Origin of the sequence: Bradyrhizobium jicamae (assembly GCF_018130695.1) — a bacterium.
GTDB classification, from domain to species: domain Bacteria; phylum Pseudomonadota; class Alphaproteobacteria; order Rhizobiales; family Xanthobacteraceae; genus Bradyrhizobium; species Bradyrhizobium jicamae_B.
In genome coordinates, this window is record NZ_JAFCJX010000014.1 from 128,397 (window position 1) to 150,822 (window position 22,426).

The 22,426-nt window shown below is 64.5% G+C and carries 28 protein-coding genes; 9 read left to right on the plus strand and 19 right to left on the minus strand.

From position 1 onward, the window contains the following. Positions 1 to 111 precede the first annotated feature (111 nt). The 4 genes from JQ604_RS21520 to JQ604_RS21535 all read right to left on the minus strand — a co-directional run bounded on the left by JQ604_RS21520 (position 112) and on the right by JQ604_RS21535 (position 3,584). Positions 112 to 1,041, minus strand: a complete 930-nt coding sequence (locus JQ604_RS21520; protein ID WP_212361194.1) for a substrate-binding periplasmic protein — start codon at positions 1,039 to 1,041, stop codon at positions 112 to 114. Then, the gene (locus tag JQ604_RS21525; RefSeq protein ID WP_212361199.1) at positions 1,038 to 1,385 is read right to left on the minus strand and encodes a c-type cytochrome; all 348 of its coding nucleotides are present in this window, start codon (positions 1,383 to 1,385) and stop codon (positions 1,038 to 1,040) included. Before JQ604_RS21525 ends, JQ604_RS21520 begins: the two co-directional genes overlap by 4 nt. A 12-nt stretch (positions 1,386 to 1,397) precedes the next feature. Then, on the minus strand, positions 1,398 to 3,062 hold the full coding sequence (locus JQ604_RS21530; protein ID WP_212361203.1) for a methanol/ethanol family PQQ-dependent dehydrogenase: 1,665 nt from the start codon (positions 3,060 to 3,062) through the stop codon (positions 1,398 to 1,400). 225 nt (positions 3,063 to 3,287) lie between these two features. Continuing rightward, positions 3,288 to 3,584, minus strand: coding sequence for a hypothetical protein (locus tag JQ604_RS21535; protein WP_249158542.1), 297 nt, complete (start codon positions 3,582 to 3,584; stop codon positions 3,288 to 3,290). 128 nt (positions 3,585 to 3,712) lie between these two features. Here JQ604_RS21535 and JQ604_RS21540 point away from each other — a divergent pair, with 128 nt between their 5' ends. The 4 genes from JQ604_RS21540 to JQ604_RS21555 all read left to right on the plus strand — a co-directional run bounded on the left by JQ604_RS21540 (position 3,713) and on the right by JQ604_RS21555 (position 5,819). Next, positions 3,713 to 4,111: an EF-hand domain-containing protein gene (locus JQ604_RS21540; protein ID WP_212361206.1), complete on the plus strand. Its 399-nt coding sequence runs from the start codon at positions 3,713 to 3,715 to the stop codon at positions 4,109 to 4,111. A 281-nt stretch (positions 4,112 to 4,392) separates the two neighbouring features. Then, the gene (pqqA, locus tag JQ604_RS21545) at positions 4,393 to 4,473 is read left to right on the plus strand and encodes a pyrroloquinoline quinone precursor peptide PqqA (RefSeq protein ID WP_035721241.1); all 81 of its coding nucleotides are present in this window, start codon (positions 4,393 to 4,395) and stop codon (positions 4,471 to 4,473) included. 128 nt (positions 4,474 to 4,601) lie between these two features. Further along, complete coding sequence (locus JQ604_RS21550) at positions 4,602 to 5,471, plus strand: hypothetical protein (RefSeq protein ID WP_212361211.1); 870 nt, start codon at positions 4,602 to 4,604, stop codon at positions 5,469 to 5,471. A gap of 111 nt (positions 5,472 to 5,582) precedes the next feature. Further along, positions 5,583 to 5,819 carry a hypothetical protein gene (locus tag JQ604_RS21555; RefSeq protein WP_212361215.1) on the plus strand — a complete coding sequence of 79 codons (237 nt, stop codon included), beginning with the start codon at positions 5,583 to 5,585 and terminating at the stop codon, positions 5,817 to 5,819. A gap of 2 nt (positions 5,820 to 5,821) precedes the next feature. On the opposite strand, the gene JQ604_RS21560 is transcribed toward JQ604_RS21555, so the two are convergent. The 5 genes from JQ604_RS21560 to JQ604_RS21580 are packed head-to-tail and all read right to left on the minus strand — an operon-like array spanning position 5,822 to position 9,473. Continuing rightward, the gene (locus tag JQ604_RS21560; RefSeq protein ID WP_212361218.1) at positions 5,822 to 6,172 is read right to left on the minus strand and encodes a hypothetical protein; all 351 of its coding nucleotides are present in this window, start codon (positions 6,170 to 6,172) and stop codon (positions 5,822 to 5,824) included. Between the two features lie 23 nt (positions 6,173 to 6,195). Next, positions 6,196 to 6,990, minus strand: a complete 795-nt coding sequence (locus JQ604_RS21565) for a pentapeptide repeat-containing protein (RefSeq protein ID WP_212361223.1) — start codon at positions 6,988 to 6,990, stop codon at positions 6,196 to 6,198. 45 nt (positions 6,991 to 7,035) lie between these two features. Next, the gene (locus JQ604_RS21570; protein WP_212361227.1) at positions 7,036 to 7,764 is read right to left on the minus strand and encodes an ABC transporter ATP-binding protein; all 729 of its coding nucleotides are present in this window, start codon (positions 7,762 to 7,764) and stop codon (positions 7,036 to 7,038) included. Next, positions 7,754 to 8,491, minus strand: coding sequence for an ABC transporter permease (locus tag JQ604_RS21575; protein ID WP_212361230.1), 738 nt, complete (start codon positions 8,489 to 8,491; stop codon positions 7,754 to 7,756). The genes JQ604_RS21570 and JQ604_RS21575 overlap by 11 nt, the downstream gene beginning before the upstream one ends. A 1-nt stretch (position 8,492) precedes the next feature. Continuing rightward, positions 8,493 to 9,473: an ABC transporter substrate-binding protein gene (locus JQ604_RS21580; RefSeq protein ID WP_212361234.1), complete on the minus strand. Its 981-nt coding sequence runs from the start codon at positions 9,471 to 9,473 to the stop codon at positions 8,493 to 8,495. Positions 9,474 to 9,559: 86 nt separating this feature from the next. Between JQ604_RS21580 and JQ604_RS21585 the strand changes: the two genes are divergently transcribed. Further along, the gene (locus tag JQ604_RS21585; protein WP_212361237.1) at positions 9,560 to 9,919 is read left to right on the plus strand and encodes a hypothetical protein; all 360 of its coding nucleotides are present in this window, start codon (positions 9,560 to 9,562) and stop codon (positions 9,917 to 9,919) included. A gap of 157 nt (positions 9,920 to 10,076) precedes the next feature. Here JQ604_RS21585 and JQ604_RS21590 read toward each other — a convergent pair whose 3' ends face one another. Together JQ604_RS21590 and JQ604_RS21595 are read right to left on the minus strand one after the other, a co-directional pair. Further along, positions 10,077 to 10,886, minus strand: coding sequence for a quinoprotein dehydrogenase-associated SoxYZ-like carrier (locus JQ604_RS21590; protein WP_249158555.1), 810 nt, complete (start codon positions 10,884 to 10,886; stop codon positions 10,077 to 10,079). A 52-nt stretch (positions 10,887 to 10,938) separates the two neighbouring features. Continuing rightward, positions 10,939 to 11,865: a quinoprotein relay system zinc metallohydrolase 2 gene (locus JQ604_RS21595; RefSeq protein ID WP_212361243.1), complete on the minus strand. Its 927-nt coding sequence runs from the start codon at positions 11,863 to 11,865 to the stop codon at positions 10,939 to 10,941. Between the two features lie 155 nt (positions 11,866 to 12,020). Between JQ604_RS21595 and JQ604_RS21600 the strand changes: the two genes are divergently transcribed. Both JQ604_RS21600 and JQ604_RS21605 read left to right on the plus strand, forming a co-directional pair. Continuing rightward, complete coding sequence (locus tag JQ604_RS21600) at positions 12,021 to 12,902, plus strand: substrate-binding domain-containing protein (RefSeq protein ID WP_212361247.1); 882 nt, start codon at positions 12,021 to 12,023, stop codon at positions 12,900 to 12,902. Continuing rightward, the gene (locus JQ604_RS21605; protein ID WP_212361250.1) at positions 12,899 to 13,462 is read left to right on the plus strand and encodes a PQQ-dependent catabolism-associated CXXCW motif protein; all 564 of its coding nucleotides are present in this window, start codon (positions 12,899 to 12,901) and stop codon (positions 13,460 to 13,462) included. The genes JQ604_RS21600 and JQ604_RS21605 overlap by 4 nt, the downstream gene beginning before the upstream one ends. 137 nt (positions 13,463 to 13,599) lie before the next feature. On the opposite strand, the gene JQ604_RS21610 is transcribed toward JQ604_RS21605, so the two are convergent. The 6 genes from JQ604_RS21610 to JQ604_RS21635 all read right to left on the minus strand — a co-directional run bounded on the left by JQ604_RS21610 (position 13,600) and on the right by JQ604_RS21635 (position 18,523). Continuing rightward, entirely contained in the window at positions 13,600 to 13,869 is a 270-nt protein-coding gene (locus JQ604_RS21610; protein ID WP_249158543.1) for a copper-binding protein, read from the minus strand. Positions 13,870 to 14,067: 198 nt separating this feature from the next. Then, positions 14,068 to 14,682 (minus strand): hypothetical protein, encoded by a 615-nt coding sequence (locus JQ604_RS21615; RefSeq protein WP_212361258.1) that lies wholly within the window; start codon positions 14,680 to 14,682, stop codon positions 14,068 to 14,070. Continuing rightward, positions 14,679 to 15,527 carry an ABC transporter permease gene (locus tag JQ604_RS21620; protein ID WP_212361261.1) on the minus strand — a complete coding sequence of 283 codons (849 nt, stop codon included), beginning with the start codon at positions 15,525 to 15,527 and terminating at the stop codon, positions 14,679 to 14,681. The genes JQ604_RS21615 and JQ604_RS21620 overlap by 4 nt, the downstream gene beginning before the upstream one ends. Continuing rightward, a complete protein-coding gene (locus tag JQ604_RS21625) occupies positions 15,524 to 16,324 on the minus strand; it encodes an ABC transporter ATP-binding protein (RefSeq protein ID WP_212361265.1) in 801 nt (266 codons plus the stop codon). The genes JQ604_RS21620 and JQ604_RS21625 overlap by 4 nt, the downstream gene beginning before the upstream one ends. A gap of 10 nt (positions 16,325 to 16,334) precedes the next feature. Further along, positions 16,335 to 17,309: a YVTN family beta-propeller repeat protein gene (locus JQ604_RS21630; RefSeq protein WP_212361268.1), complete on the minus strand. Its 975-nt coding sequence runs from the start codon at positions 17,307 to 17,309 to the stop codon at positions 16,335 to 16,337. A 32-nt stretch (positions 17,310 to 17,341) separates the two neighbouring features. Further along, positions 17,342 to 18,523 carry an ABC transporter substrate-binding protein gene (locus JQ604_RS21635; protein WP_212361273.1) on the minus strand — a complete coding sequence of 394 codons (1,182 nt, stop codon included), beginning with the start codon at positions 18,521 to 18,523 and terminating at the stop codon, positions 17,342 to 17,344. A gap of 121 nt (positions 18,524 to 18,644) precedes the next feature. Here JQ604_RS21635 and JQ604_RS21640 point away from each other — a divergent pair, with 121 nt between their 5' ends. Continuing rightward, positions 18,645 to 19,154, plus strand: coding sequence for a DUF3280 domain-containing protein (locus tag JQ604_RS21640; protein ID WP_212361276.1), 510 nt, complete (start codon positions 18,645 to 18,647; stop codon positions 19,152 to 19,154). Between the two features lie 69 nt (positions 19,155 to 19,223). Here the strand turns inward: JQ604_RS21640 and fghA are convergent, their stop codons facing one another. Continuing rightward, complete coding sequence (fghA, locus tag JQ604_RS21645; RefSeq protein ID WP_212361279.1) at positions 19,224 to 20,063, minus strand: S-formylglutathione hydrolase; 840 nt, start codon at positions 20,061 to 20,063, stop codon at positions 19,224 to 19,226. 44 nt (positions 20,064 to 20,107) lie between these two features. Further along, positions 20,108 to 20,728: a response regulator gene (locus JQ604_RS21650; RefSeq protein WP_212361282.1), complete on the minus strand. Its 621-nt coding sequence runs from the start codon at positions 20,726 to 20,728 to the stop codon at positions 20,108 to 20,110. A 189-nt stretch (positions 20,729 to 20,917) separates the two neighbouring features. Here JQ604_RS21650 and JQ604_RS21655 point away from each other — a divergent pair, with 189 nt between their 5' ends. Then, on the plus strand, positions 20,918 to 22,282 hold the full coding sequence (locus JQ604_RS21655; protein WP_212361286.1) for a histidine kinase: 1,365 nt from the start codon (positions 20,918 to 20,920) through the stop codon (positions 22,280 to 22,282). Positions 22,283 to 22,426 lie beyond the last annotated feature (144 nt).

The window sequence follows — 22,426 nt, forward strand, 5'->3', positions numbered from 1 at the left end:
CGAGAATGGTGGGCACGTCGCTTGCGCTCCTTTGCCCAGCTACGCATCATTGATCGACGATGAAGCGAGCGTAGGTTGGGTGAGTCGAGGCGTAACCCATCCTACAATCCCTCACTTCTGAATCACCCTCGACCAGACATCGCCCAGGATGATCGGCTCGCGCGGCGGCAGATAGGTGAGCCCAGCCGCTTCCGCGAACTTCGCGATCGTGCCTGCCGCCTGCAACTCGCCGAGCGCCTTGTTCACCGCGCCGAGCAGCTCCGTATCCGTCGCCAGCGCGACATAGCCGCGATTGGCGCCGACGGGATAGTAGAAGCCGGACGCCGTGATTTTTGTGTCGGGATGCGCGGCGCGATGGGCGTCGAAGCGGCGGAGATCGAGCAGGGTGGCGTCGTACTCGCCGTTCTCGATCGCGCCGAGCAGATCGCTGCGGCCCGGCACGAGATGGGTGATGTCGTCGATCAGCTTCCCCTTGTCGGTGGTCATCAGGATCGCGTCACCGACCGAGCCGCTCTCGATCGCGATGCGCAGGCCGGCGAGGTCGCTGACAGCATTGATCTTGCGATCCTTCGCCTTGGGGCCGAGCACGACGGTGAGCGTCGAATAGAGATACGGCGCGCTCGGCGTCAGCACGCCGAGCGGAATCCGCCGGCGGCGATCCTCGCGCGTGGCGCCGTCATAGTCCGGCAGCTTTGCCGTCTTGATGCCGGGCGCCACCAGTGCGTCCCTGGTGAAGGCGTAGGCGCCGACCAGCGAGCAACGGCCGTCGGAGAGCAGGGCGTTGGCCTCGAGCGCGGGGCTCGAATCCTCGTCGAGCTTGCTCTCGAACCACTGGATCTTCAGGGGACGATCGAGCTTTTCCGCGATCGCCTGCGCCAGCATGACGTCGAACCCGGTGTCGGGCTTGCCGCGGCGATGCGCCGACATCGGCGGCAGATCCTCGTCGAGGCAGACCTTCAGCGGTTCGGCCGCGCGCAGCGTCGTCGGCGTGACGCTCGCAAGCACGAGCGCCGACAGTGACGCCGCCAGCAAAGCTCTCATGGCTTCCTCCGGCTCGCGACGAAGGCCCAGACGTCGGCGATCTCCTGCTCCTGCAGGATGTCCTGCCAGGGCGGCATCTTGTTGTTCTTGCCCTGCTTGACCGTCGTCACGAAGCGCGTCTTGTCATCGGGAAACGCCCGCAAATCCGGCGTGATGGTGCCGGAATTGATCAGGTTCGGGCCATGGCAATGCGAACAGTTCTTCGCATAGGTGACCTTGCCCTGGTCGGCATCGCCGGTGAGGTCGGTGGCTTGTTGGGCGGCGGCCGGGATCAGCTCGATCGAGGTCGCCGCGACGACGGCGGCGAAGATCGCCGCCGTCCACAGAGTTACGCGCTCAGTCACGTCGTGTTTCGCTCACTGCTTGACCGCGAAGACCCACAGCGAGCCGCCGGGCGGCACCGCGGCGAGACGCTCGTCACCGGAGAACAGCGAGTAGACGCCGCCATAGCCGCTGGCGACCGCGACATACTGCACGCCGTCCTGCTGCCAGGTCACCGGTTGTCCCTCGATCCCGGAGCCGGTCTGGAACTGCCAGAGCTTCTTGCCGGTGTCGGCGTCGAAGGCCTCGAACTCGCCGGTGAGCTGACCGGAGAACACCACGCCGCCGGCCGTCGACAGCACGCCGGAGAAGCGCGGAATGTCGCTCGGCGCTTCCCACTTCGACTTGCCGGTCATGGGATCGATGGCCTTGAGGTGGCCGCGCGGGCCGTCATCGAACTGCCAGGGATCGGTCAGGTCCATGCCGAGATACCATTCACCCTGCTTGAAGGTGACGGGCTCCGACTTGTACTTGCCGCCGAAGTTGAGCGTGTTGGCATAGGCGAGGCCGGTCTGCGGGTTGAACGACATCGGCTCCCAGTTCTTGCCGCCGAGGATCGACGGATAGACCGTGACCTTCTTGCCCTCGCGCGCATCCTTCGAGATGTCGGTCTCGATCGGCCTGCCGGTCTTCATGTCGATGCCGGTCGCCCAATTGACCTTCACGTAAGGGTTGGCCGCGAGCAGCTTGCCGTTGGTGCGATCGAGCACATAGAAGAAGCCGTTGCGGTTGGCGTCCATCAGGACCTTGGTCGGCTTGCCCTCGACGTTCATGTCGGCGAGGACCATCTCGGCCACCGAGTCATAGTCGAACGGGTTGTTCGGCGAGAACTGGTAGTGCCACTTGATCTTGCCCGTCTTCGGATCGAGCGCGAGCACCGAGCAGGTGTAGAGGTTGTCGCCCGGACGCACTGCCGAGTTGAACGGCCCCGGGTTGCCGATGCCCCAATAGACCGTGCCCAGCTCGGGATCGTAAGAACCGGTGATCCAGGTCGATCCGCCGCCGAGCTTCCAGGTGTCGCCCTTCCAAGTGTCGCCGCCGGGCTCATCCGGCGAGGGGATCGAGTAGGTGCGCCAGAGCTTCTTGCCGGTGGCAGGATCCCAGCCGTCGATGAAGCCGCGGGTGCCGAATTCGGCGCCGGAGATGCCGGTGATGACGACGCCGTCGGCGACCAGCGGCGCCACCGTCATCGAGTAGCCCTCCTTGATGTCGGCCGCCTTCTGCCGCCACAGCTCCTTGCCGGTCTTGGCGTCGAGTGCGATCACGTTGGCGTCGAGCGTGGTGCGGAACACCTTGCCGTCATACAGGGCGGCGCCGCGGTTGATGATGCCGCAGCAGACGATGCGCGGCGTCTCGGCGGGATACTCGACCTTGGTCTGCCAGATCTGCTTGCCGGTCTTGGCATCGATCGCGATCGTGGCCTTGTGCGTCGTGATGTAGAGCACGCCGTTATAGACCAGCGGCTGCGATTCCTCGCTGCGGTCGTCGTTGAGGCTGTAATTCCAGACCGGGACCAGGTTCTTCACCGTGTCCTTGTTGATCTGGTTCAGCGTCGAGAAGCGCTGAAGATTGTAGCCCATGCCGTAATTGAGAACGTTCGACGTATCAGTCGCTCCCTTGACCAACTGCTCGTTGGTCTGGGCGCTTGCACCCCAGGATGCAAGAATTACGAGGCTTGCGGCCAGCGCAATGCGTTTCATCAGCTCCTCCCAATGGACCCTTGTGCACGCCTATTGACGTTGCAGTTGCAACCATCGGCTGGAAAGCAAAACGCGTCAATACGAAAACGAAACGAACGCGCCAAACGCAGTGCGCGTTTTTTCAGCGCGCGTTTGCAAAATGCTGGCATGCCAAAACAAGCGGCCGCATCGCGGAATTCCGCGTCGATATTAATGATTCAAATGCGTGATGAATGGGCTGATCGTTCAGCTCGATGGCGTGTAAACGCAAATTGTCGGTCGGGGCTTCGCGCCGCGCTTGTCCGGCGGCACGTTGCAATTGTCGATGCGCTGCTCGTCGGTCCATTTCGGGCCGAGCCGCTCCTTGGCCGTGCGCGCGCCCTGCTGAAAAGTGGAAGTCGGAGACGGACTCAACCGGCCGGCGTCCTCGGCGTATGCAAGTCCGGTCGGGCAGATCAGCAAGAGGGTGCTGATGATGGTGTTGAATCTCCGGCGCATGACGGCCTCATCCCTTGCATGCTGCAATGCAACGGCGCCGATCATGGGCGATCGGGGTCTCTCGCTTCCACCCGAATTCCGATCGCGGCCGCGTCCGATCGGGAGTTGAAACCAGGATGACTTTCGGCGCTTGATCTGCAAGCGACACGCGATTCGCGATTGGGAGAGCAAAGATGATGTCACGTCGATCGATTGCTGTGATGCTGGCCTTCGCGGTGATGGCGGGGCCGGCGCTTGCCGCGGGCCGTGGTGGCGATGCGCTCAAGATGCTCGATCCTGACAATGACGGGACGGTCGATCTGATGGAGGCCAAGCGGGCAGCCGCTGCGCTGTTCGCCAAGCTCGATCCCGATCGCGACGGCACGCTCGATATCCGCGAGCTCAGGGGCAGGCTGACGGCAAAGGAGTTGAAGATGGCCGACCCGGACAAGGACGGCACGCTGACGCTCGACGAATACCTCGCCGTGGTCGAGGCGCGCTTCAAGGCCGCCAACCCCGACAACGACGGAACCCTCGATGCGAAGGAGCTGAAGACCCGTGCCGGTCAGGCTCTGTTGCGTTTACTGCGGTAATGACAAAAAAAGTTACGATTTCACTCCTGGACAAGACGCGGGGGCGGGCGGATTGACGATTGTCCTGCCCGCGGCTCGCTCGGCGCGGAAAACATCAGATGGAACAAGGGTCGGATTTCCCGACCCCGTCGAATCCCGCTTGAGGCGAGGAACAGCCCTGCGGGAGCGCCTGTCCAGTAGTGAAGTCGGCCTCGGCCACCGGTACTTGCGTGAGGCCGGATGCGGTCCTAGCTTCCCGCCCGGTGCGGGTTTCGCGCCAAACTTACCTTGGGAGCACCCGAATGACCTGGAAAACTCCGAAGATCGTCGAAGTGCCGGTGGGCATGGAAATCAACATGTACGCCTGCGCAGCGCGCAAGTAAGCCAAAGCGGCCTGTCCATCTCGTGCAGCTTGCTGCATCGGGTTGTGGCAGGCCGTGCTGTTTTCGCTCGTTCGATCGGGCTCGCGCGCGGACTTGAACGGACGCGGCTTTGCCGCTTCAATCGTGCGATGGCTTGGGGCAAATCACTTCGCACATCACTCGTCGCCGCGGGCTTTTCCGCGCTGCTGCCGCTGGCCGCGCAGGCCGAAGGTTTCGATACCGAGCACATCTTCGGCTTCATGATCGGCTCCGACGTCGGCGAAGTCGGTGAGCGTGAATTCCAGAGCCAGACCACGGGACGCTTCAGCAAGGACGCCGGCCGCTATCGCGCCGTCAACCAGGAGCTCGAGCTGGAATTCGTGCCGAAGGAAAACTTCCGCATCGAGATGAGCACGGCGTTCGCCGCGTATGACATTGCGGGCGTGCCGGGTTTCGATGATCGACGGTCACTGGCCTGGCAAAGCGTCGCGATCGACTTCCGCTATCGTTTGCTGGATCGCGAGAAGGCTCCCTTCGGCCTGACGCTTGCGATGGAGACGCATGCCGATCGCGTCGATGAGACGACGGCTGCGGTGATCCGCAGCTATGGCACCGAATTCACGCTTGCGATCGATCGCGAGGTGATTCCGAACTTCATGATCGGTGCGATCAATCTCAGCTATGAGCCGGAATGGACGCGGATGCCGCAGACCGGCTCGGCCGAGCAGGAGGCGACGGTTGGCGCGGCGTTCGCGCTGATGGCGAAGGTTCGCCCGAACATCCTGATCGGCGGCGAGGCGCGCTATTTCCGCAAGTATGACGGGATCGGCCTCGACGCCTTGTCGGGGCAGGCCCTGTTCATCGGCCCGACCGCCTATTGGCAGATCTCGATGAAGTCGCGGTTGACCGCGAGCTGGGGCGTCCAGGTTTGGGGCCAACCAGCCGGAACCGGCGCCTCGCTCGACCTCGTCAATTTCGAGCGCCATCAGGCGCGGCTGGTGTTTGGCGTGAATTTCTAGACCGGGCGAAGTTCCGCCGGTTTGTCACGGCGGTGTGAAACCCGCGATTGCAGATTACGTATTTTGGGGTGTTAACTGCTGAATTGACCGCGCCTTCCAAGGACTTTTGGCATGAACCCGATCGACCTGATCATCACTGTCTGTGCCGTGGCGTCGCCGACCACCTGCGAAGAGCAGCATCTGGTGTTCGACTGGAAGGGCTCGCTGCAGCAATGCACGATGGCCGCCCAGCCCTACATCGCGCAATGGGTCGGCGAGCATCCGAAATGGACCGCGGTGAAGTGGCGCTGCGAATATCCGCACACCAACGACAAGGCCGATGCGGGCGACGCCGCGAAGACCGGCTGAGCCTACTTGGTGCAGTCCTTGAGGTCCTTGTCGGCCACCGAGAACACCGCGTCCGCCTTGATCTCGACGTCGCGGACGATGCATTGCTTCGCGCCGGCATAGCTGACCCTGGCATCGTAACGGCCGGGCTCGACGCCCGTGATGCGCAGCCGCTCGTCGTGGTCGACTTCCTTGTCCTTGTCGTTCAGGGTCTGGTTGGCGCCCCATTCATTTTTGCCGACGGGAGACAGCTGGAAGCCCGTGATCGTCGCCGTCGTCAGATTCCACAGGCGGATGCCCTTGCCCTTGGCTTGCGCCGCAACCTCGCAAGTCCCCGCCACCAACAGCGCAATCGAGACCACCATCCAACGCATCAGCCATCCTCCCTGCAGCGCCGTCATTGCTTTATCAGACGGTCGCGGTTCTTCGCCATGTCGAAATTTCTCGCCCGGTCGAGGCCGACCGGCGCGATCAATTTCGCTGATGCCAGGTCGGCGCCGTCGAAATCCGTGTCGATCAGCGTGACGCCGGTCAAGTCGGCACCGCCGAGCTGGGCGCCCTTGAGCGAGGCGCCGGTCAGGTCGGCGCCCTTCATGGACGCAAATTCGAGATCGACGCGCGACAGATCCGCACCGCTTGCGTTCAGCCGTTCCAAATTGGCGGATTTCAGCACCGCACGCATCAGGCCCATCGACTGGTTGCGCATGTCGGCGCCCAGTCGCGCGCCCGCGATCGAGGCGCCGACGAGGCTTGCGCCGGTCAGGTCGGCGGCAATGCGCGCTCCCGACAGATCGGCGCCGTCGAGACGGGCGCCCACCATCTGGGCTGCAAACATGTTGGCACGTTTCAGATTGGCGCCTGTCAGATCCGCCGCGAGCAGCCATGCCTGGTCGAGCACCGCACCCTCGAGCTTCGCGCCGGCAAGCCTGGTCTTGTTGAGCCGTGCTGCGCGGAAAACGGCATTGCTCAGGTCGAGGCCCGACAGGTCGAGGCCGGATAATCGCTTTGCCGTGAAATCGGCGGGCGCCGTGGCCGTTGCCCTGGCCAGCATCGCCTCGACGTCTTGCCGGGTCATTTCGGCCATCACCATGTCCGGCGACGACAGGTTGACGTCGCGCATCATGTCCTGCGCGGTCGCCGTGCTCGCGACAAGTGTGAGGCCGAGCGCTACCGTCCGGATCGTCCGTTTCATGGTCAACTCCGCCGACGGCTTCTTACCACGCGGGTTCGACGTCGCCTATGAGACATCCTGCTCGGAGCGTTCACCGTTGGTCCGCCGCAGAATGGCGGCCTTGATCGCCGTGATCTCGGCAACTCCGCGCGCGCTGCGCGGCATTGAAATCGGCAGTTCGGCGACGATTCGGGCCGGCCGTGCCGACATCAGGAACAAGCGGTCGCCGAGCCTGACGGCGTCGTCCAGATTGTGGGTGACCAGCAGCGTGATCATGGTGCGGCCGCCGACCAGCGTTGCGATCTCCTCGCGCAGCCGCGCGGCCAGCGCGTCGTCGAGCGAGGCCAGCGGCTCGTCGAGAATCAGGAAATCCGGCTCGATCGCAAACGCACGGGCGAGTGCGACACGGCGGGCAAGGCCGAGCGACAGCTCGCCGGGGAAATGGCTGCGATGCGCGCTCAGCTCGAGCACCGCGAACAGCTCGGCCAGCCGCGCCTCGTCGACATCGGGCGCGGCGAGCCGGACATTGTCCTCGACCGACCGCCAGGGCAGCAGCCGCGGCTCCTGGAACACCATGCCGAGCCGGCCCGCGGCCGGGTGGGAGACGCGGCCCTGATAGTCACGATCGAGCCCCGCCAGGATCTTGAGCATCGTGCTCTTGCCGCAGCCGGAGGGGCCAACGAACACGCCGACTTCGCCGGCGTGGAGCGAGAACTTGATGTGGGCCAGCACGTCGTGGCGTTCGCCGGCCGCGTTCTCGAAGTGCTTTCCGGTGATATCGACCTCAAGCTGCACGGGGCCGCCACCGCGATACGCGAAGTTCGAACGGCTGCACCAGCGCGGTCTCGATCACGAGCACGACGGCGGCGAAGCTCAGGGAATAGGCGAGCAAGAGAGGAATATCGAACAGCTGGAAGGCGACGCCGATCTCGAAGCCGACGCCGTTCGGGCGTCCCAGCAGCTCGGCCACCAGCACGATCTTCCACACCAGCGACAGGCCCGATCGCGCGGCAGCGGCGATGTAAGGGGCCAGCTGCGGCAGCACGACGTGGCGGAAGGCGCGGCCACGCGGGATCGCAAACACCGTCGCCATCTCGTCGAGCGCTGGATCGAGCGCGCGGGCGCCTTCGCGCAGCGTCACGACGGCGGTCGGCAGCTTGTTGATCGCAATCGCCGCGATCGCGGCGACTTCGGTGAGGCCGGCCCAGATATAGGCGAGCACGATGACCACCAGCGCCGGCAGATTGAGCAGCAGGATCAGCCAGGGATCGCCGAGCCGGTTGGCGAGCCGCACCCGGCCCATCAGGTAGCCGATCGCCGAGCCCAGCGCCATTGCCAGCACGAAGGCGAGCGCGACGCGGGCCAGCGTCGCGCCGAGATTGAGGAACAGTGCGCCGGATTTCGCCTCCGTGACCATCGCCGCCAGCACCGCCGGCGGCGCCGGCAGCTTGGCATCGCCGATCAGGAGCGAGCCGATCCACCAGGTCGCGATGAACAGAGCGAAGGAGACGAGACGCAGCACCTCAGTCTCCGGGGATCGCGTGATAGAAAGTGCCGGGATCGAGCTCGGTCGCGGATCCCACCAGCTCGCGTCCGCCGATCTGCGCCAGCACGCGATAGAGCAGTTTTGCGTCGGCCTCCTCATCCGCAATGGTCCGGCGCGGAATGCCCTCGCGGTAGCGGTCGCGATAGGCGCGCAGCGTTGCGGCGTCCTGCGCGCCGGTGAGCGGCGCAATGCTTTCCCACTCGGCGTCCGAGGTCGTGAGGATCTGCTTGGCCTCGCGGGTCATTGCGATGAAGCGCGCCACCGTGTCCGGATTTGCCTTGGCCCAGGCCTCGTCGAAGACGTAGCCGACCATGGCGATGCGGCCCTTGGCGCCGAGTCGCTTCAGGATGTCCTCCATGTCGGCGAGACGGCGAAAGCCCTTGGCCTCGAGGGCTGCGCAGAAATTCCAGTAGTTGAGCATCGCATCCATCTCGCCGCCGAGCGTCTTGGCGGCGAGCAGCGGCGGCGCGCCGTAGACGACGTCGGCAGCCGATTTCAGGTCGATGCCGTCCTGCTTCATCGCGGCCTGCAGCAACAGCCAGCTCTTGTCGATCGCGCCGCCCGCGACCGCGAGCTTGCGCCCCTTGAGGTCGGCGAGGCTCTTCATCGGAGAGGAGGCCGGCACCATCACGGCGCCGAGCGCGCTCGAATAGGGATAGAATTGCAGCTTGGCGCCGAGCGTGCGCTCGCGCGCCACGAACGGCCAGTCTGACACCATGATGTCGGCATTGCCGGCGCGCAGCGCGATCTTGCCGGCCTCCGGGCTTGCGAGCTCGACGACGTCGACGGTGAGGTTGGCCTTTTTATCAAGGCCGTGGGCACGGATCACGGCCAGCTCCCAGGCCAGCGTTCCCGTTTTCTGCGAGGCAATGCGAATCGTCTCCGCGCCGCAGGAGGTTGCGATCTGCGCGGCCACCAGGACAGCCGCCGCGAGCCAGGTGCGAACAAAACCCGTCATCGTCCCTTGAGCCACTTCCCCAAATGTTTGCTTTTCTCGAGCGCACCCATAGCATAGCTTCTCGGAAGAGAAGAGGAAGCAGGACCATGGCACGAGCAGGACTGGTAGGACCGATTGTCGCCGCCCTGGTCGCGTTTGTCGCGACGGGCGTAGCCGCACGGGCCCAGGAGTTCAATGACTATCCGACCTCGGCGCGGGCCGAATATGTGTTCGGCTGCATGAAGGCCAATGGCGACTCCCGGCAGTCGATCATGCAATGTTCCTGCTCGATCGATGTGGTCGCCTCGCTCATTCCTTATGAGCGCTACGTCACGGCCGAAACGGTGCTCAGCATGTCGCAGGTGCGTAGCGATCTTGGCAGCCCGTTCCGTACCTCCGAGCAGGCCTCAAACGCGCTGAACGATCTGCGCCGCGCGCAGGCCGAAGCGGAGGTGAGGTGCTTCTAGTCCTGTTGCGCCACAAACATAGCCCCTCATCCTGAGGAGCCCGCAACGCGGGCGTCTCGAAGGATGGAGGCCACGGACGGGGCCTCGTGGTTCGCCCGGCGATGCAGCGCATCGTCCGGAGACGCGCTTCGCGCTCCTCACCATGAGGATCTGAGAGCTAACTCCCGGATTCGTCGGCCTTCCATTCGCGCTGGAACACGTGGCCGCCGGTGTCCTTGGCTTCGGCGCGGAAGCGCTTGGCGCCGTTGGAGACATAGGTGAAGCGGATGTTGGGGTCCTCGGAGATCGAGATCCCGCCCTCCATCGACAGCACCGGGCTGTCGTCCTGCCACAGGCGCAGCTCGTTGACAAAGAAGGCCGGGATATAGAGCTGCGTGACCTGATCCATCTGCAAGCCCGAATTGTTGGGATGGCCGATCATGATCTGGGCTTCACGCAGAGCACTCGCGGGGCCTTCGGCTGATTTGGCAAACTGCCGGTAGCGCATCTGGCCGAGCCGGTTGTTGGCTTCTTCGGCATTCTTGGCGGCCGGCGCCGAACAGCCGCCCGAGGCCTTCACATAGGTCTTGACCATATAGAGCTTGCCGTCGCTGAGCTCGGCGACGGCGTGGACATCGGTGTAGTTGTTGACGCGCACGCGGGTGGCGATCTCGCTCACATTGGCATCGGCGCCGAGCGTGAATTTCGCGGCCATCGGCGCCGGATTCTGGTCGATCACCAGCGTGATCGAAATGATCCGCCTGTTATCACCGGGCGAGAGCTTGGTGCGCAGCGTCACCGGGACGATCGCGGCATCCTCGGCACGCGAGGGCATCTCGATGCCGATCACGTTCGTGCCGTCGTTCATCGGACGGTTGTTGAAGATGTCCTGAACCAGGCCGGGCCAGGGATCGTAGCCTTCCGCAGCCGGCGCGACCTGCGTGCTCAAGACAAGCGCGGCGAGGCCGGCGATGCGAGCTAAGGACATCCTGCGCATGTTCGCTCCTGTGCAACGGCGCAAGTATACGGCATTGCCGCAACTATTCCCATTCCAATTCCGAAAATGCTGCAGTCGCGTTGCGGGCGTTGTAATCGTCGAACATTTGCCAGCGCGGTCGCTCGCTGGCTGCCGCGCGCTCGGCCGCGGCCGAGATCGGCTTGCCCTGTGCGATCATGCCACGGATATCGGCCGCCAATCTCTCGAGATAACGCCGCTCGTCGGCCAACGCTGCTGGCCATTCGCTCACGGGACCGTGACCGGGAACCACGCGCAGCGCGGGGGTGGCCTGCAATTCGTCGAGCGCGCGCAGCCAGCCCTTGAGGCTGCCGTCGACGACGGGGATATGCCTGAGGAACACCAGATCGCCGGCGAACAGCGTCTTGGTCGTCTCGTCGAACACGGTGAGATCGTTGTCGCTGTGCGCGACCGGCCAGGCACGCAGGGTGAGGGCGCGGCCGCCGAGATCGAGCGTCGTGATGCCCTCGACCAGCAGGGTCGGCGGCACGATCTTGACCTCATCGATCAACTCCTCGCCCATCGGGGCGCGAAAGCCGTCGAGATAGAATTTCCCGCGGGTGGCAAGTGCTTGCGGCAGGCGCTTGTGGCCGACGAAGGTCGTGCCTTCAGCCACGAAGGCCGCATTGCCAAAATTGTGATCGGGATGGCCGTGGGTGTTGATGACATAGCGGATCGGCTTGTCGGTGCGGCGGCGGATCGCCGCCAGCAATTCACGGCCCTCGCGGACGCTGCCGCCGCTGTCGATCACCGCGACCGCGCTGTCGCCGACCACGAAGCCGACATTGGCGATGGCGCCTTCATTGTCGCGGGTCATCAGTGCGACGTCGCCGACATGAACGAAAATTCCCGGGGCGACTTCGCTCACAGGCAATTCGCCCTGTTCGGCCTTGGCTATGGTGCACGCCGCCAACACCATCAGCAGTGCGGTGACCAGGACCCTATGAGCCATGTTTTCGCCTCAGTTGCATCGCCGGGCGCGCCCGTGTGTGCATGTTCCTGGTTTGCGCCGCAACAAACCGAACTGAGTCCTTCGGATCGTTGCGCATCATCCCGCCGCGAGCCATCTATGGATGCAGAACAACCGCCCGATCAAGAGGAGACCGTATGACGAGGTCAGAACATCGCAGCGTCTGGGTCGCGCTCGCCGCGATGGTCGCGCTGTTGGCGTGCAGGGATATAGCGCGCGCGCAGGTCAACGACAGCGGCGATCTCTCGATCGAACTGGTCGATCCCAAAGTGCTGCGCGTCTGCGCCGATCCGCGAAACCTGCCGTTCTCCAACGACAAGGGCGAGGGGTTCGAGAACAAGCTCGGCGAGCTCTTAGCGGAGAAGCTGCAGAAGCGGCTCGACTATATGTATTTCCCGCAGGCGACCGGCTTCGTGCGGATGACGCTGAGCGCGCATCGCTGCGACGTGATCCTGGGATTTCCGCAAGGCGACGAACTCGTGCAGGGCACCAACCCCTATTACCGCACGGCCTATGCGATGGTGGTCAAATCAGGCAGCGGCCTCGAGGACGTCGAAACGCTGGAGGACGCGCGGCTGAAGGGCAAGCATATCGGCATCGTCGCGGGCACGCCGCCTGCGACCAACATGGCGATCAACGGCCTGATGACGAACGCAAAACCTTATCCGCTGATGATCGATACGCGTTACGATTCATCCGCGGCGGCGATGGTCGATGATCTCGCGAAAGGCGCGATCGATGTTGCGATCCTCTGGGGGCCGATGGCCGGCTATTACGCCAAGGCATCCAATCCGCCGCTGCATGTGACGCCGCTGGTCAAGGAGACCACGGGGCCGAAGCTGGTCTATCGCATCGGCATGGGCGTGCGCGGCTCCGACCAAAACTGGAAGCGTCAGCTCAATCGCCTGATCCAGGAGAACCAGCCGGCGATCAACAAGATCCTGCTCGACTTTGGCGTCCCGCTGCTCGACGAGAACAACCGGCCGATCGGCGCGGAGGCGGCCAACAAATCGCAATGAGCGCGCTTCGCGCAGGCTTGCTCGTCGTGGCGCTCGTCGCCGCGATGCCGGCCTGCGCGCAAGACAAGCCGGACGAGCCCGCGGATTATCGCACCGAGAATTATCGCGCGCCGGTTCCGGCGACGCTCGCCGGTGCGCGCGTGCTGACCACGGAAGATGCCGAAGCGATCTGGCGGGCGAAATCAGGTGTTTTCATCGACGTGCTGCCGCGTGCGCCGAAGCCGGCCAATCTGCCCGCCGGCACCGTCTGGCGCGACAAGCCGCGCCACAACATCCCCGGCAGCATCTGGCTTCCGGATACGGGCTACGGAAAGCTTGCGGCGGGCACCGAGGATTATTTTCGGCAAGGGCTCGCGCATGCGACCGGCGGCAACACGGCTGCGCTTGTCGTGATCTATTGCCAGGAGAATTGCTGGATGTCGTGGAACGCCGCCAAGCGCGCGCTGTCCTACGGCTATCGCAATGTCGCCTGGTACCCGGACGGAACCGAGGGCTGGGAATGGGCCAACCTCCCGCTCGCCGACGCGCAGCCACAGCCGCACGCGGGCGAGGAGAAGTGACGGTACCCCTCATGGTGAGGAGCGCGAAGCGCGTCTCGAACCATGAGGCCACAGTCGGCCAGCATCCTTCGAGACGCCCGCAAGCGGGCTCCTCAGGATGAGGGGTTAGGGTCTGCGACGCGGCGAAGCTTTTGTCGCTACTGCTTCTCGATCTTGTCGATGGTCGGGCGGCCGCTGCTCTCGGTGGTGGAGAACTTGACCTTGTCGCCGGCATGGATGGGTTCAAGCATGCCCCCATTGCCGACCTTGAACTCCTGAACCACGCCGCCGGACGTGCCGACCGTGCCGCTCGGCATCTGCTGGATGGTGATGGTTCCCTTCAATCGGTCAATCTGCGTGACCATTCCGGACATGTTTTGCTCGGCCAACGCGGCCGTACTGACCAGACCCAAGGCCGCAATGCCCATCAAAATGTGCTGTCCTGCTCTCATCGAGGCCTCCCGAATACGAGGTAGTCGGAGATAACAGGCACACGTGGCGATTGGTTCCGGCAACGGCGCGACGCAGCAACACGGCTGCGTGAGCCGCGATCTTTTGCCGTAGGCATGGCGTTCTCAAGCGAACTGGATACCGGTTCGCGTGAAGAAAACGCGTCAAAAATAAAGCTAGTCCATTTCCTGCTGAATCGTCCTGCCGAGCGCGAACAGGCGCTGGTCGATCGCGGTCGGCACTTCGCAGACGAATTTGACCACGCGGTTGCGGTCTTCGAAGATCCGGGTTTCCCAGACCAGGTTGTTGCCGAGCTCGTCGACCTTCTTCTGATCCGGCGGCGTGGCATCCTGCAGCGCCTGCAGGGCGAGCGTGTCGGCGCGGATCTTCTCTGCGGCCTCGCGCTGCTTGCGCATCACGCGCTCCAGCCCGTTCATGACCGACGAGCGCTGGGCATTGAGCGTATCGAACAGGCCGGCGAACAGCAGCTTGCCGGTGGAGGCCTTGTCCGCCGCTGCAGCGGACAGGAATTCGGCGACATCCTTCTCGGCCTCCTCGAGCGGGAAGCGCCGCGCCGCGAGCTTGGTCACCAGCGCGCTGACCTTGGCGTTGTCCTTCCACTTGTTGGTGGCGTCGTCGAGCGGTGGGCCGGCCCAGACGGCGGCGAGCGAGATTTCGGGCACCTTGGCCTGCGCGCAGGGCCAGTCCGGATAACGCGGGTCGGCGGCGCGCGCGGCCTGACCGCACAGCGTCGCGGCCAGCAGCACACCGATCGTGATCCGTCCCATCATGTCTCGCCTCCGCCCGGTCCGCGGCGAACCAGTCCGCGCGATGGATCGTAAGCATAAATCGCCCCGATCATGAAGACCGCCGTGCAGCCGCCGACCACCGCCAGCGAGACCAGGTTCAACTGGCCGTACAGCGCGAACCTGATCAGCTCCACCGCGTGGGTGAACGGGTTGAACTCGCAGACATAGTACAGCATCGGGCTGCCTTCCTGCACGCGCCACAGCGGATAGAGCGCCGATGAGGCAAAGAACATCGGGAAGATCACAAAGTTCATCACGCCGGCAAAGTTCTCCAGCTGCTTGATCCCCGACGAGATCAGCATGCCGAGCGCGCCGAGCATCAGGCCGGACAGGATCAACGCCGGCAGCACCGTGAGGTAGCCGATGGTCGGCGGGGCGATGTCCCAGAACCAGGCGATCAGCAGGAAAGCGTAGACCTGCAGCAGCGAGACCGCGGTGCCCGCCAGCAGCTTGCAGAACAGCAGATAGCCGCGCGGCAGCGGGCTGACCAGCAGCGTGCGCATGTTGCCCATCTCGCGGTCATAGACCATCGAGAGCGAGGACTGCATGCCGTTGAACAGCTGGATCATCGCCATCAGCCCGGGCGCGATATAGACCTCATAGAGGATGTAGGTCTCGTAGGGCGGGATGATGGAGATGCCGAGCACCTGGCGGAAGCCGGCGGCGAAGATGAACAGCCAGACCAGCGGCCGCACCAGCGCGGAGACGAAGCGTTCGCGCTGATGCAGGAAGCGCAGCGCCTCGCGCCAGACGATGCCGTTGAGACAGGTGATGTATTCGGAAAATGAAAAGCCGCGCCGGGCTTCGCTTGCGGTGGTCACGCTCATGCTGGCGTCCCTCCGATGGTCGCAGCACCGGTCAGGCGCATGAAGGTCGTGTTGACGTCCTGCGCGCCGGCTTCGGCCATGACGCGCGAGACCGGGCCCTTCGCCAGCACCTTGCCCTGATGCAGCACGACGAGATCATCGCTCGGCTTGATCTCGTCGAACAGGTGGGTGGCCCAGAGTACGCCGATGCCCTGCTCGGTGACGAGCTGACGGACGTGATCGAGGATGTCGGCACGCGCCTTGACGTCGAGGCCGACGGTCGCTTCATCCAGCAGCAACAGCCGCGGCCGGTGCAGCAGCGCACGCGCGATCTCGAGCCGCCGCATCTGGCCGCCGGAGAGATCGCGCACCTTGCTACCGGCGCGGTCGGACAGCTTGATCCGGTCGAGCACCTCGGCGCTGCGCAGCCGCGCCTCGCGCCGCGAGATGCCGTGCAGGGCTGCGTGATAGAGCAGGTTCTGCGTCAGCGACAGATCGAGGTCGAGCGTGCGCGGCTGGAACACGACGCCAAGCAGCCGCAGCGCCTCACCGGGGGCGCGCGAGATGTCGTGGCCGAAAATGCTGATCTGGCCGGTCTGGATGCCGAACAGCCGCGTCACCAGCGAGAACAGCGTGCTCTTGCCGGCGCCGTTGAGGCCGAGCAGGGCGGTGAAGCTCGCCGGCGCGACGGAGAAGTCGACGTCGATCAGTGCGCGACGCGGGCCGTAGGAATGGCTGACGTGGCCGATCGCGAGCGCCGGCAGCGCCGCCGCAACAGGCGCAGTCTGGCTGACGATATGGGCGTCCGGCACTGTCATAGCTGCACGGTCATGGCTTGTTTGCGATCGTGATGCCCCAGGGCAGCTCGCCGACCTGGATGGTCTTGATCACCTTCTGCGCGGCGACGTCGATCACGGAGACGTCGTTGGATACGCCGTTGGTGACCAGCAGATATTTTTCGTCGGGCGTGAAGTCCATGTGCCAGACCCGCTGCCCGACCAGCAGATACTTTGTCACCTTGTGGCTCGTTGCGTCGACGACGGCGACGCGGTTCGCGGGCCCGAGCGCGATGAAGGCGGTCTTGCCGTCCTTGGTCATGCCGATGCCGACCGGCTGGATCGCCTCGCGGCGCAGGCCCGGGATATCGAAGGTGATCTTGCCGGTCACCTCGCGCTTGGCGGGATCGATGATCGACACCGTGCCGCCGATCTCGGAGGAGACCCACAATTCCGAACTGTCGCGCTTGAATTCGGCGAAGCGCGGCCGCGCATCGACCAGCACATTGGCCACGATCTGGCGCGTCGCGGTGTCGATGAAATGCGCCATGTTTGTTGTTTCGGAGGTGTTGATCAGGATCTTGCCGTCGGGGCTGATCGTCATGCCCTCGGGCTCGACGCCGACCTGGACGTCGCCGATCCGGGCGCGCTTCTCCAGATCGATGACGGTGACCGTGTTGTCGTTCTCATTGGCAACATACATGATCTTGCCGGCGGCATCCTGGGTGAACAATTCGGGGTCGGGGCCGGAGGGCAGGGTGTCGACGATCTTCTGGGTTTTGGCGTCGATCACCTGGATGGTGTCGTCGTCGCCGACCGCGACCATCACGAATTTGCCGTCACGCGTGAACTCGATGCCGCGCGGCCGCTGGCCGACCTTGATGGTCGCGGTCACGGTCCAGCTCTCGGTGTCGATCACGGAGACGGTGTTGCTCTTCTCGTTCGAGACATAGGCGACGTAGGCCGCGGCAGGGCTTGCGGCGGCAAACCATGCAGCAGCGACCGCAAGCACGATCCGAGGCGGCATCCGCGATCTCCAGGTCGTCATTTCAACGTGCCTCACTTCAGCTTGCATTTCGTCTCAGGCCGGTCGAGCCCCAGCGTATCGAGCTCGGAGACCTGGTGCAGGAAACCTTCCTGCGGCGACACCGAGACGACCATCCGGCCGTCGACCAGCAGGATCGGCTGGCGAAGCTGCAGGTTCCAGTCCCGCAATGTCAACTTCGTTCCCTTGAAGGCGGCGACCGAGAAGTCCGGGCCCTTGATGAAGTCGATCACCTTCTTCGGGTCGCCCGAGTTGGTGCGTGAGGTGGCCTCGCCGATCATTCGGGTCGCGGTCCAGGCCTGCATGTCGAGCGCCGTCATCCGGCGCTGGTTCAGCTTCAGGAAGCGGTTCTGCATCTGCACCGCGCCCCATTGGTCCTGTGCGGCGTCCCAGCTGGTCGGCACCAGGCCGGCCGAGCCCGCGACCGGCCGGGGGTCCCAGGTGCGATAGGGCAGGTAGGCTGCGAACACGTCGCTCTCGTCGGCGGCGACCAGCACGTCGTAGGTCGGAATCTGCTGGGTAAACACCGGCATCTGGCGCTGGATCAGCGTGACGCCGCTGTCGGTGCGCCGCGCGCCGCCGGTGTCCTCGAAGGTCTTTTCCTGCACGATCTTGGCGCCGAACCGTGTCGCGGCGCGGCGGAGCGCATCGGCGAACAGCTTGTCGTTGTCGTGCGAGCCCGACACCAGGAACCAGCGCTTCCACTGCTTCCACACCAGATACTGCGCCAGCGCATCCGCCAGCATGGTCCGGGTCGGCGCGACATGGATGACATTGGCGCGGCAATCCTGCTCGCGCAGCCGGTCGTCGGTCGCGCCCGCATTGAGCAGAACCGTGCCGCGATCGCGCAAGCGATCGGCGACCTTCAGCGTCTCGTCCGCGGGCAGGTTGGTCACGATGAAGGGCGCGCGGCCCGCGAGCTCGTCGGCGGCCTTTACGACGTCGTCGCCGTCCTTCAGCCTGATCTCGTCGAGCGTGAAGCGCTGGTTGAGGAATTTGCCGGTGGTGTTGTTGTCCTCGATCCCAAGCTTGGCGCCGGCCACGCCGTCATTGTCGGCAGGCTGCTCGACCAGCGACAGCTTCGATTTGACGCTCGCCTTGCCGAGATAGCCGATGTGGATCTCGGTCGGATCGGCTGCCAGCGCCTGGCTCGCAACCATGCCAAGCGCGATCGTGCCGGCCAACCATCGGAACATGAATCCACCCTTAACTCTTCTCTTGCGTATCGTCTTGGCCTTGCAAGATGACCGAATTGTCCTAGCTTGCAACCCCGCTTTTTGTCGTCACGACGTCACAGCCCTCGATCGGTTCACAATCATGAGAGCGTCATATCTGGTCGCCGCGTTGTTGCTGATCATGTCGGGCGTGGCGCATGCCGAGCCGCCGAAGCTCGCGGTGTTCGATTTCGAAATCATCGACACCAGCCTGCAGGGCGAGGTCAGCGGGCTGAGCAAGGACGAGCAGGCGCGGCTCGCGCACGCCGCCGATCAGGTGCGCACGCAACTGGCCGATTCCGGCAAGTTCAGGGTGCTCGACATCGCCCCGGTCAATGCCGCGGCGCATGGCAGCAATTTGCAGGCCTGCGGCGGCTGCGATGTGAAACTCGCCAATGACCTCGGGGCCGATCTCCTGATCACCGGCGTCGTGCAGAAGGTGTCGAACCTGATCCTCAACGTGAACCTCTATCTGCGCGACGTTCATACCGGGCGACTGGTCACGATGGCGAGCGCGGACATGCGCGGCAACACCGACGAATCCTGGACCCGCGCCACCGGCTATCTCATCCGCAACCGCCTGCTCGCGCCGAACTACGGGAAGCCGGAGTAGTCCAGCGAGCATGATCCGGAAAAGTGTGAAGCGGTTTTTCCGACGAGATCATGCTCAAAACGTCAGCGATCAATCCTTCAGCCGTGCGGCGTGCCAGCGCAGGTGATCGGCCATGAAGCTCGAGATGAAGTAGTAGCTGTGGTCATAGCCGGCCTGACGGCGCAGGGTGAGGGGAATCTCCGCCTTGTCGCAGGCTGCTTTCAGCAGTTCGGGCTTCAGCTGCTCGGTGAGAAAACCGTCGGCATCGCCATAGTCGACCAGCAGGTCGGAAAATCTGGCGCCGTCCTCGATCAGCGCGACCGCATCATGCTTGCGCCACGTCGCCTTGTCGCTGCCGAGATAGCCGCCCAGCGCCTTGTTGCCCCACGGCACCTGTGAGGGCGCCACGATCGGCGCAAACGCGCTCGCGGCGCGATAGCGATCGGGGTGGCGCAGCGCCACCGTCAGCGCACCATGGCCACCCATGGAATGGCCGAGGATCGACTGCCGCTTGGTATCGACGGGGAATTGCCCGGCGACGAGCTTCGGCAGTTCCTCCGTGACGTAGCTCCACATGCGATAGTTCCTGGCGAACGGCTCTTGCGTGGCGTCGACATAGAAGCCGGCACCAAGCCCGAAATCATAGGCATTGGCGGGATCGCCGGGCACGCCTTCGCCGCGCGGGCTGGTGTCGGGCGCGACGAAGATCAGGCCGAGTTCGGCGCAGGCGGCGCGAAACTCGCCCTTCTCCGTCACATTGGCGTGGGTGCAGGTCAGCCCCGACAGATAATACACGACAGGCAGCTTCTCGCCCGCGGCGTGCGCCGGCACGAACACCGAAAACGTCATGTCGGTCTTGGTCTCGTGGCTCGGATGCCGATAGACACCCTGGATGCCCTCGTAGGATTTGTTCTGCGAAACTGTCTGCATGGTCGGAGCCTCTGAAAGAGTGATTGTTGATTGGCGGCGAAGCGTCAGGCGACGCCGCTCTCGATGGCGAGCCGCACCAGCTCGGCCGAGGTACGTACGCCGAGCTTCTGGCGCATGATCGATGAGGTGTTGGCGACCGTCTTGTAGGACGAGTGCACCAGCCAGGCGATCTCGGACAGGCTCTTGCCGGAGGAGAGCAGGCGCAGGATCTCCATCTCGCGCGAGGTCAGCTTCGACAGCGGATTCTGTGCAAAGGTCGGCCGCGCGAACGCGACGCTGCGCGCGATCGCCGGCGGCAGATAGACACCGCCCTTGCCGACTTCGCGGACCGCCTCGACGAGATCGTTGGGATCGCCGGCCTTGCTGACATAGCCCTTGGCCCCGATGTCGATCGCGCGCGCGGCAAACGCGGGATCGTCGTTCATGCTGAACATGATGATGCGTGCGTCGCTGTCGCGCGCGAGAATCCGCCGCGCCAGTTCGAAGCCGGAGACGGTCGGCAGGTTGATGTCGATGACGCAGATGTCGGGCTTCTCGGCGGCGAAGGCGCGCTCGCCGCTCTCGGCGTCGGCCGCTTCCAGAATCTCGATTGCCGCCTCGTCGGCGAACACGGTGCGGCAGCCCGATGCTACGATGGGATGATCATCAACGATCAGAATGCGCATGGTTGTCCCAACTTCAGCCGTCCGTCCCATCGAATTTTTACTGCACGAGGCGGCGTCATGACCGCCGCGCGCCTTGTGCACCTCATGCGAGATTGCTGTACGTTGCGATTAGATAGCCGCGCAAATTTGGCTGTCAACGATCCTCTGGTAGGAGGAGATCATGACGCAGCGCGGTCGGGGACACGCACAATGTGGCAGAAACTATCCTTGCGGGCACGGATCAACCTGCTGCTCGCGCTGGTGTTGGCGCTCGGACTTGCCATCAATATCGCTCGCCTCGTGATCGAGGCCGGACCGCGCGTCCAGGCCGAAGACCAGAGCGTGATCCGCCTGGCGCGCGAGTTCATCGAGACGATCGTGGCCGGACTCAACGACGCGCCGGACCCGGAGGCGCGGCTCGACCGGGTGGTGCAGGACCTGAGCCGGCTGCGTCACGTCAGCATCACGCGGCAGGATGACGCGTCGGCAAAACTGCCGGAGCGCCGCAGCGAGACCACGGACGAGCGCGCCGCGCCGGCCTGGTTCGTCGCGATGGTGCATCCCGAGCAGACCTCGGTCCGGGTGCCGATCACGGTCCGCGGCCAACCGCAGTCGCTGCTGATCACCTCCCATCCCGACGACGAGATGGCGGAAATCTGGGACGGCATCGTCACCCAGCTCGAGGTCGGCACCGCGATCGCGGTTGCCCTGTTCCTGGTCACGATGCTGGTGATCGGCCGGGCGCTGTCGCCGCTCGAAGCGCTGTCGCAGGCGATGACCAATATCGAGGCGGGACTTTATGACGCGCGGGTCGAGCCGGGCGGGGCGCCCGAGCTCGCCGCGATCTGTTCCAAACTGAACCATCTGGCGGCGACGCTGGGCGCGGCGGTCGATGACAAACGGCAGCTCGCCGAGCGCACCGTCTCGCTGCAGGATTCCGAGCGCAAGGAGATCGCGCGCGAGCTGCATGACGAGTTCGGGCCGTATTTGTTCGCATTGCGCGCACACGCCGGCGCGTTGATGCGGCTATCCGAGACTGGCGTCCCCGATCCCGGCGCCTTGCGCAAGCATGGCGGCGCCATCCTGGAGCAGGTCAACGCGCTGCAGCAGTTCAACCGCCGAATCCTCGAGCGGTTGCGCCCGGTGGGTCTCGCGGAGCTGGGCTTGCGCGAAGCGCTCGGCGCCCTTTTGCGGTTATGGGGCGAATCGCATCCTGACGTCAGCATCGAGACCAGCATTTCGAATGCGCTCGGCCCCACCGGGGAGACCGCTGACCTCACGATCTACCGGATCGTGCAGGAGGCGCTCACCAATGTGTTCCGTCATGCCGGTGCGACCTCCGTCGACATCACGATCGAGCCGGGCGAGCCGCCGACGGGCCTGCGCGGCGGCCGTGGCTGCGCGCTGGTGCGGATCAGCGACAACGGCCGCGGCCTGCAGCCCGACCACAGGCTTGGCCTCGGGTTGACCGGCATGCGCGAGCGCATTCTCGCGCTCGGCGGCACGCTCCGCATCGCCTCAGGTGACGATGGTGTGACGGTCGAAGCGCGCGTTCCGACCGCGGCGCGCGCGTAGTGCACAAGAATCAGTCGGGATTTTTTCCCGACCGATTCGGGAACTGTTGTGGCTAGCGCACGGCGTCGTTTGTTTCCTACTATTCACCAACCGGTGATCGAACGGCCGGAATGCTTGGGTGGGACAGATGGGCGCGCGTGGGGT

Bases quoted from the DNA above. Each gene is read 5' to 3' on its own strand.
- JQ604_RS21650 (WP_212361282.1), bottom strand. From the start codon at position 20,728: ATGCGCATTCTGATCGTTGATGATCATCCCATCGTAGCATCGGGCTGC.
- JQ604_RS21610 (WP_249158543.1), bottom strand. From the start codon at position 13,869: ATGGGCATTGCGGCCTTGGGTCTGGTCAGTACGGCCGCGTTGGCCGAG.
- pqqA (WP_035721241.1), top strand. From the start codon at position 4,393: ATGACCTGGAAAACTCCGAAGATCGTCGAAGTGCCGGTGGGCATGGAA.
- JQ604_RS21550 (WP_212361211.1), top strand. From the start codon at position 4,602: ATGGCTTGGGGCAAATCACTTCGCACATCACTCGTCGCCGCGGGCTTT.
- JQ604_RS21560 (WP_212361218.1), bottom strand. From the start codon at position 6,172: ATGCGTTGGATGGTGGTCTCGATTGCGCTGTTGGTGGCGGGGACTTGC.
- JQ604_RS21540 (WP_212361206.1), top strand. From the start codon at position 3,713: ATGATGTCACGTCGATCGATTGCTGTGATGCTGGCCTTCGCGGTGATG.
- JQ604_RS21620 (WP_212361261.1), bottom strand. From the start codon at position 15,527: ATGAGCGTGACCACCGCAAGCGAAGCCCGGCGCGGCTTTTCATTTTCC.
- JQ604_RS21600 (WP_212361247.1), top strand. From the start codon at position 12,021: ATGACGAGGTCAGAACATCGCAGCGTCTGGGTCGCGCTCGCCGCGATG.
- JQ604_RS21635 (WP_212361273.1), bottom strand. From the start codon at position 18,523: ATGTTCCGATGGTTGGCCGGCACGATCGCGCTTGGCATGGTTGCGAGC.
- JQ604_RS21580 (WP_212361234.1), bottom strand. From the start codon at position 9,473: ATGACGGGTTTTGTTCGCACCTGGCTCGCGGCGGCTGTCCTGGTGGCC.
- JQ604_RS21520 (WP_212361194.1), bottom strand. From the start codon at position 1,041: ATGAGAGCTTTGCTGGCGGCGTCACTGTCGGCGCTCGTGCTTGCGAGC.
- JQ604_RS21640 (WP_212361276.1), top strand. From the start codon at position 18,645: ATGAGAGCGTCATATCTGGTCGCCGCGTTGTTGCTGATCATGTCGGGC.
- JQ604_RS21605 (WP_212361250.1), top strand. From the start codon at position 12,899: ATGAGCGCGCTTCGCGCAGGCTTGCTCGTCGTGGCGCTCGTCGCCGCG.
- JQ604_RS21630 (WP_212361268.1), bottom strand. From the start codon at position 17,309: ATGCCGCCTCGGATCGTGCTTGCGGTCGCTGCTGCATGGTTTGCCGCC.
- JQ604_RS21590 (WP_249158555.1), bottom strand. From the start codon at position 10,886: ATGTCCTTAGCTCGCATCGCCGGCCTCGCCGCGCTTGTCTTGAGCACG.
- fghA (WP_212361279.1), bottom strand. From the start codon at position 20,063: ATGCAGACAGTTTCGCAGAACAAATCCTACGAGGGCATCCAGGGTGTC.
- JQ604_RS21555 (WP_212361215.1), top strand. From the start codon at position 5,583: ATGAACCCGATCGACCTGATCATCACTGTCTGTGCCGTGGCGTCGCCG.
- JQ604_RS21565 (WP_212361223.1), bottom strand. From the start codon at position 6,990: ATGAAACGGACGATCCGGACGGTAGCGCTCGGCCTCACACTTGTCGCG.
- JQ604_RS21655 (WP_212361286.1), top strand. From the start codon at position 20,918: ATGTGGCAGAAACTATCCTTGCGGGCACGGATCAACCTGCTGCTCGCG.
- JQ604_RS21530 (WP_212361203.1), bottom strand. From the start codon at position 3,062: ATGAAACGCATTGCGCTGGCCGCAAGCCTCGTAATTCTTGCATCCTGG.
- JQ604_RS21615 (WP_212361258.1), bottom strand. From the start codon at position 14,682: ATGATGGGACGGATCACGATCGGTGTGCTGCTGGCCGCGACGCTGTGC.
- JQ604_RS21535 (WP_249158542.1), bottom strand. From the start codon at position 3,584: ATGATCGGCGCCGTTGCATTGCAGCATGCAAGGGATGAGGCCGTCATG.
- JQ604_RS21585 (WP_212361237.1), top strand. From the start codon at position 9,560: ATGGCACGAGCAGGACTGGTAGGACCGATTGTCGCCGCCCTGGTCGCG.
- JQ604_RS21625 (WP_212361265.1), bottom strand. From the start codon at position 16,324: ATGACAGTGCCGGACGCCCATATCGTCAGCCAGACTGCGCCTGTTGCG.
- JQ604_RS21595 (WP_212361243.1), bottom strand. From the start codon at position 11,865: ATGGCTCATAGGGTCCTGGTCACCGCACTGCTGATGGTGTTGGCGGCG.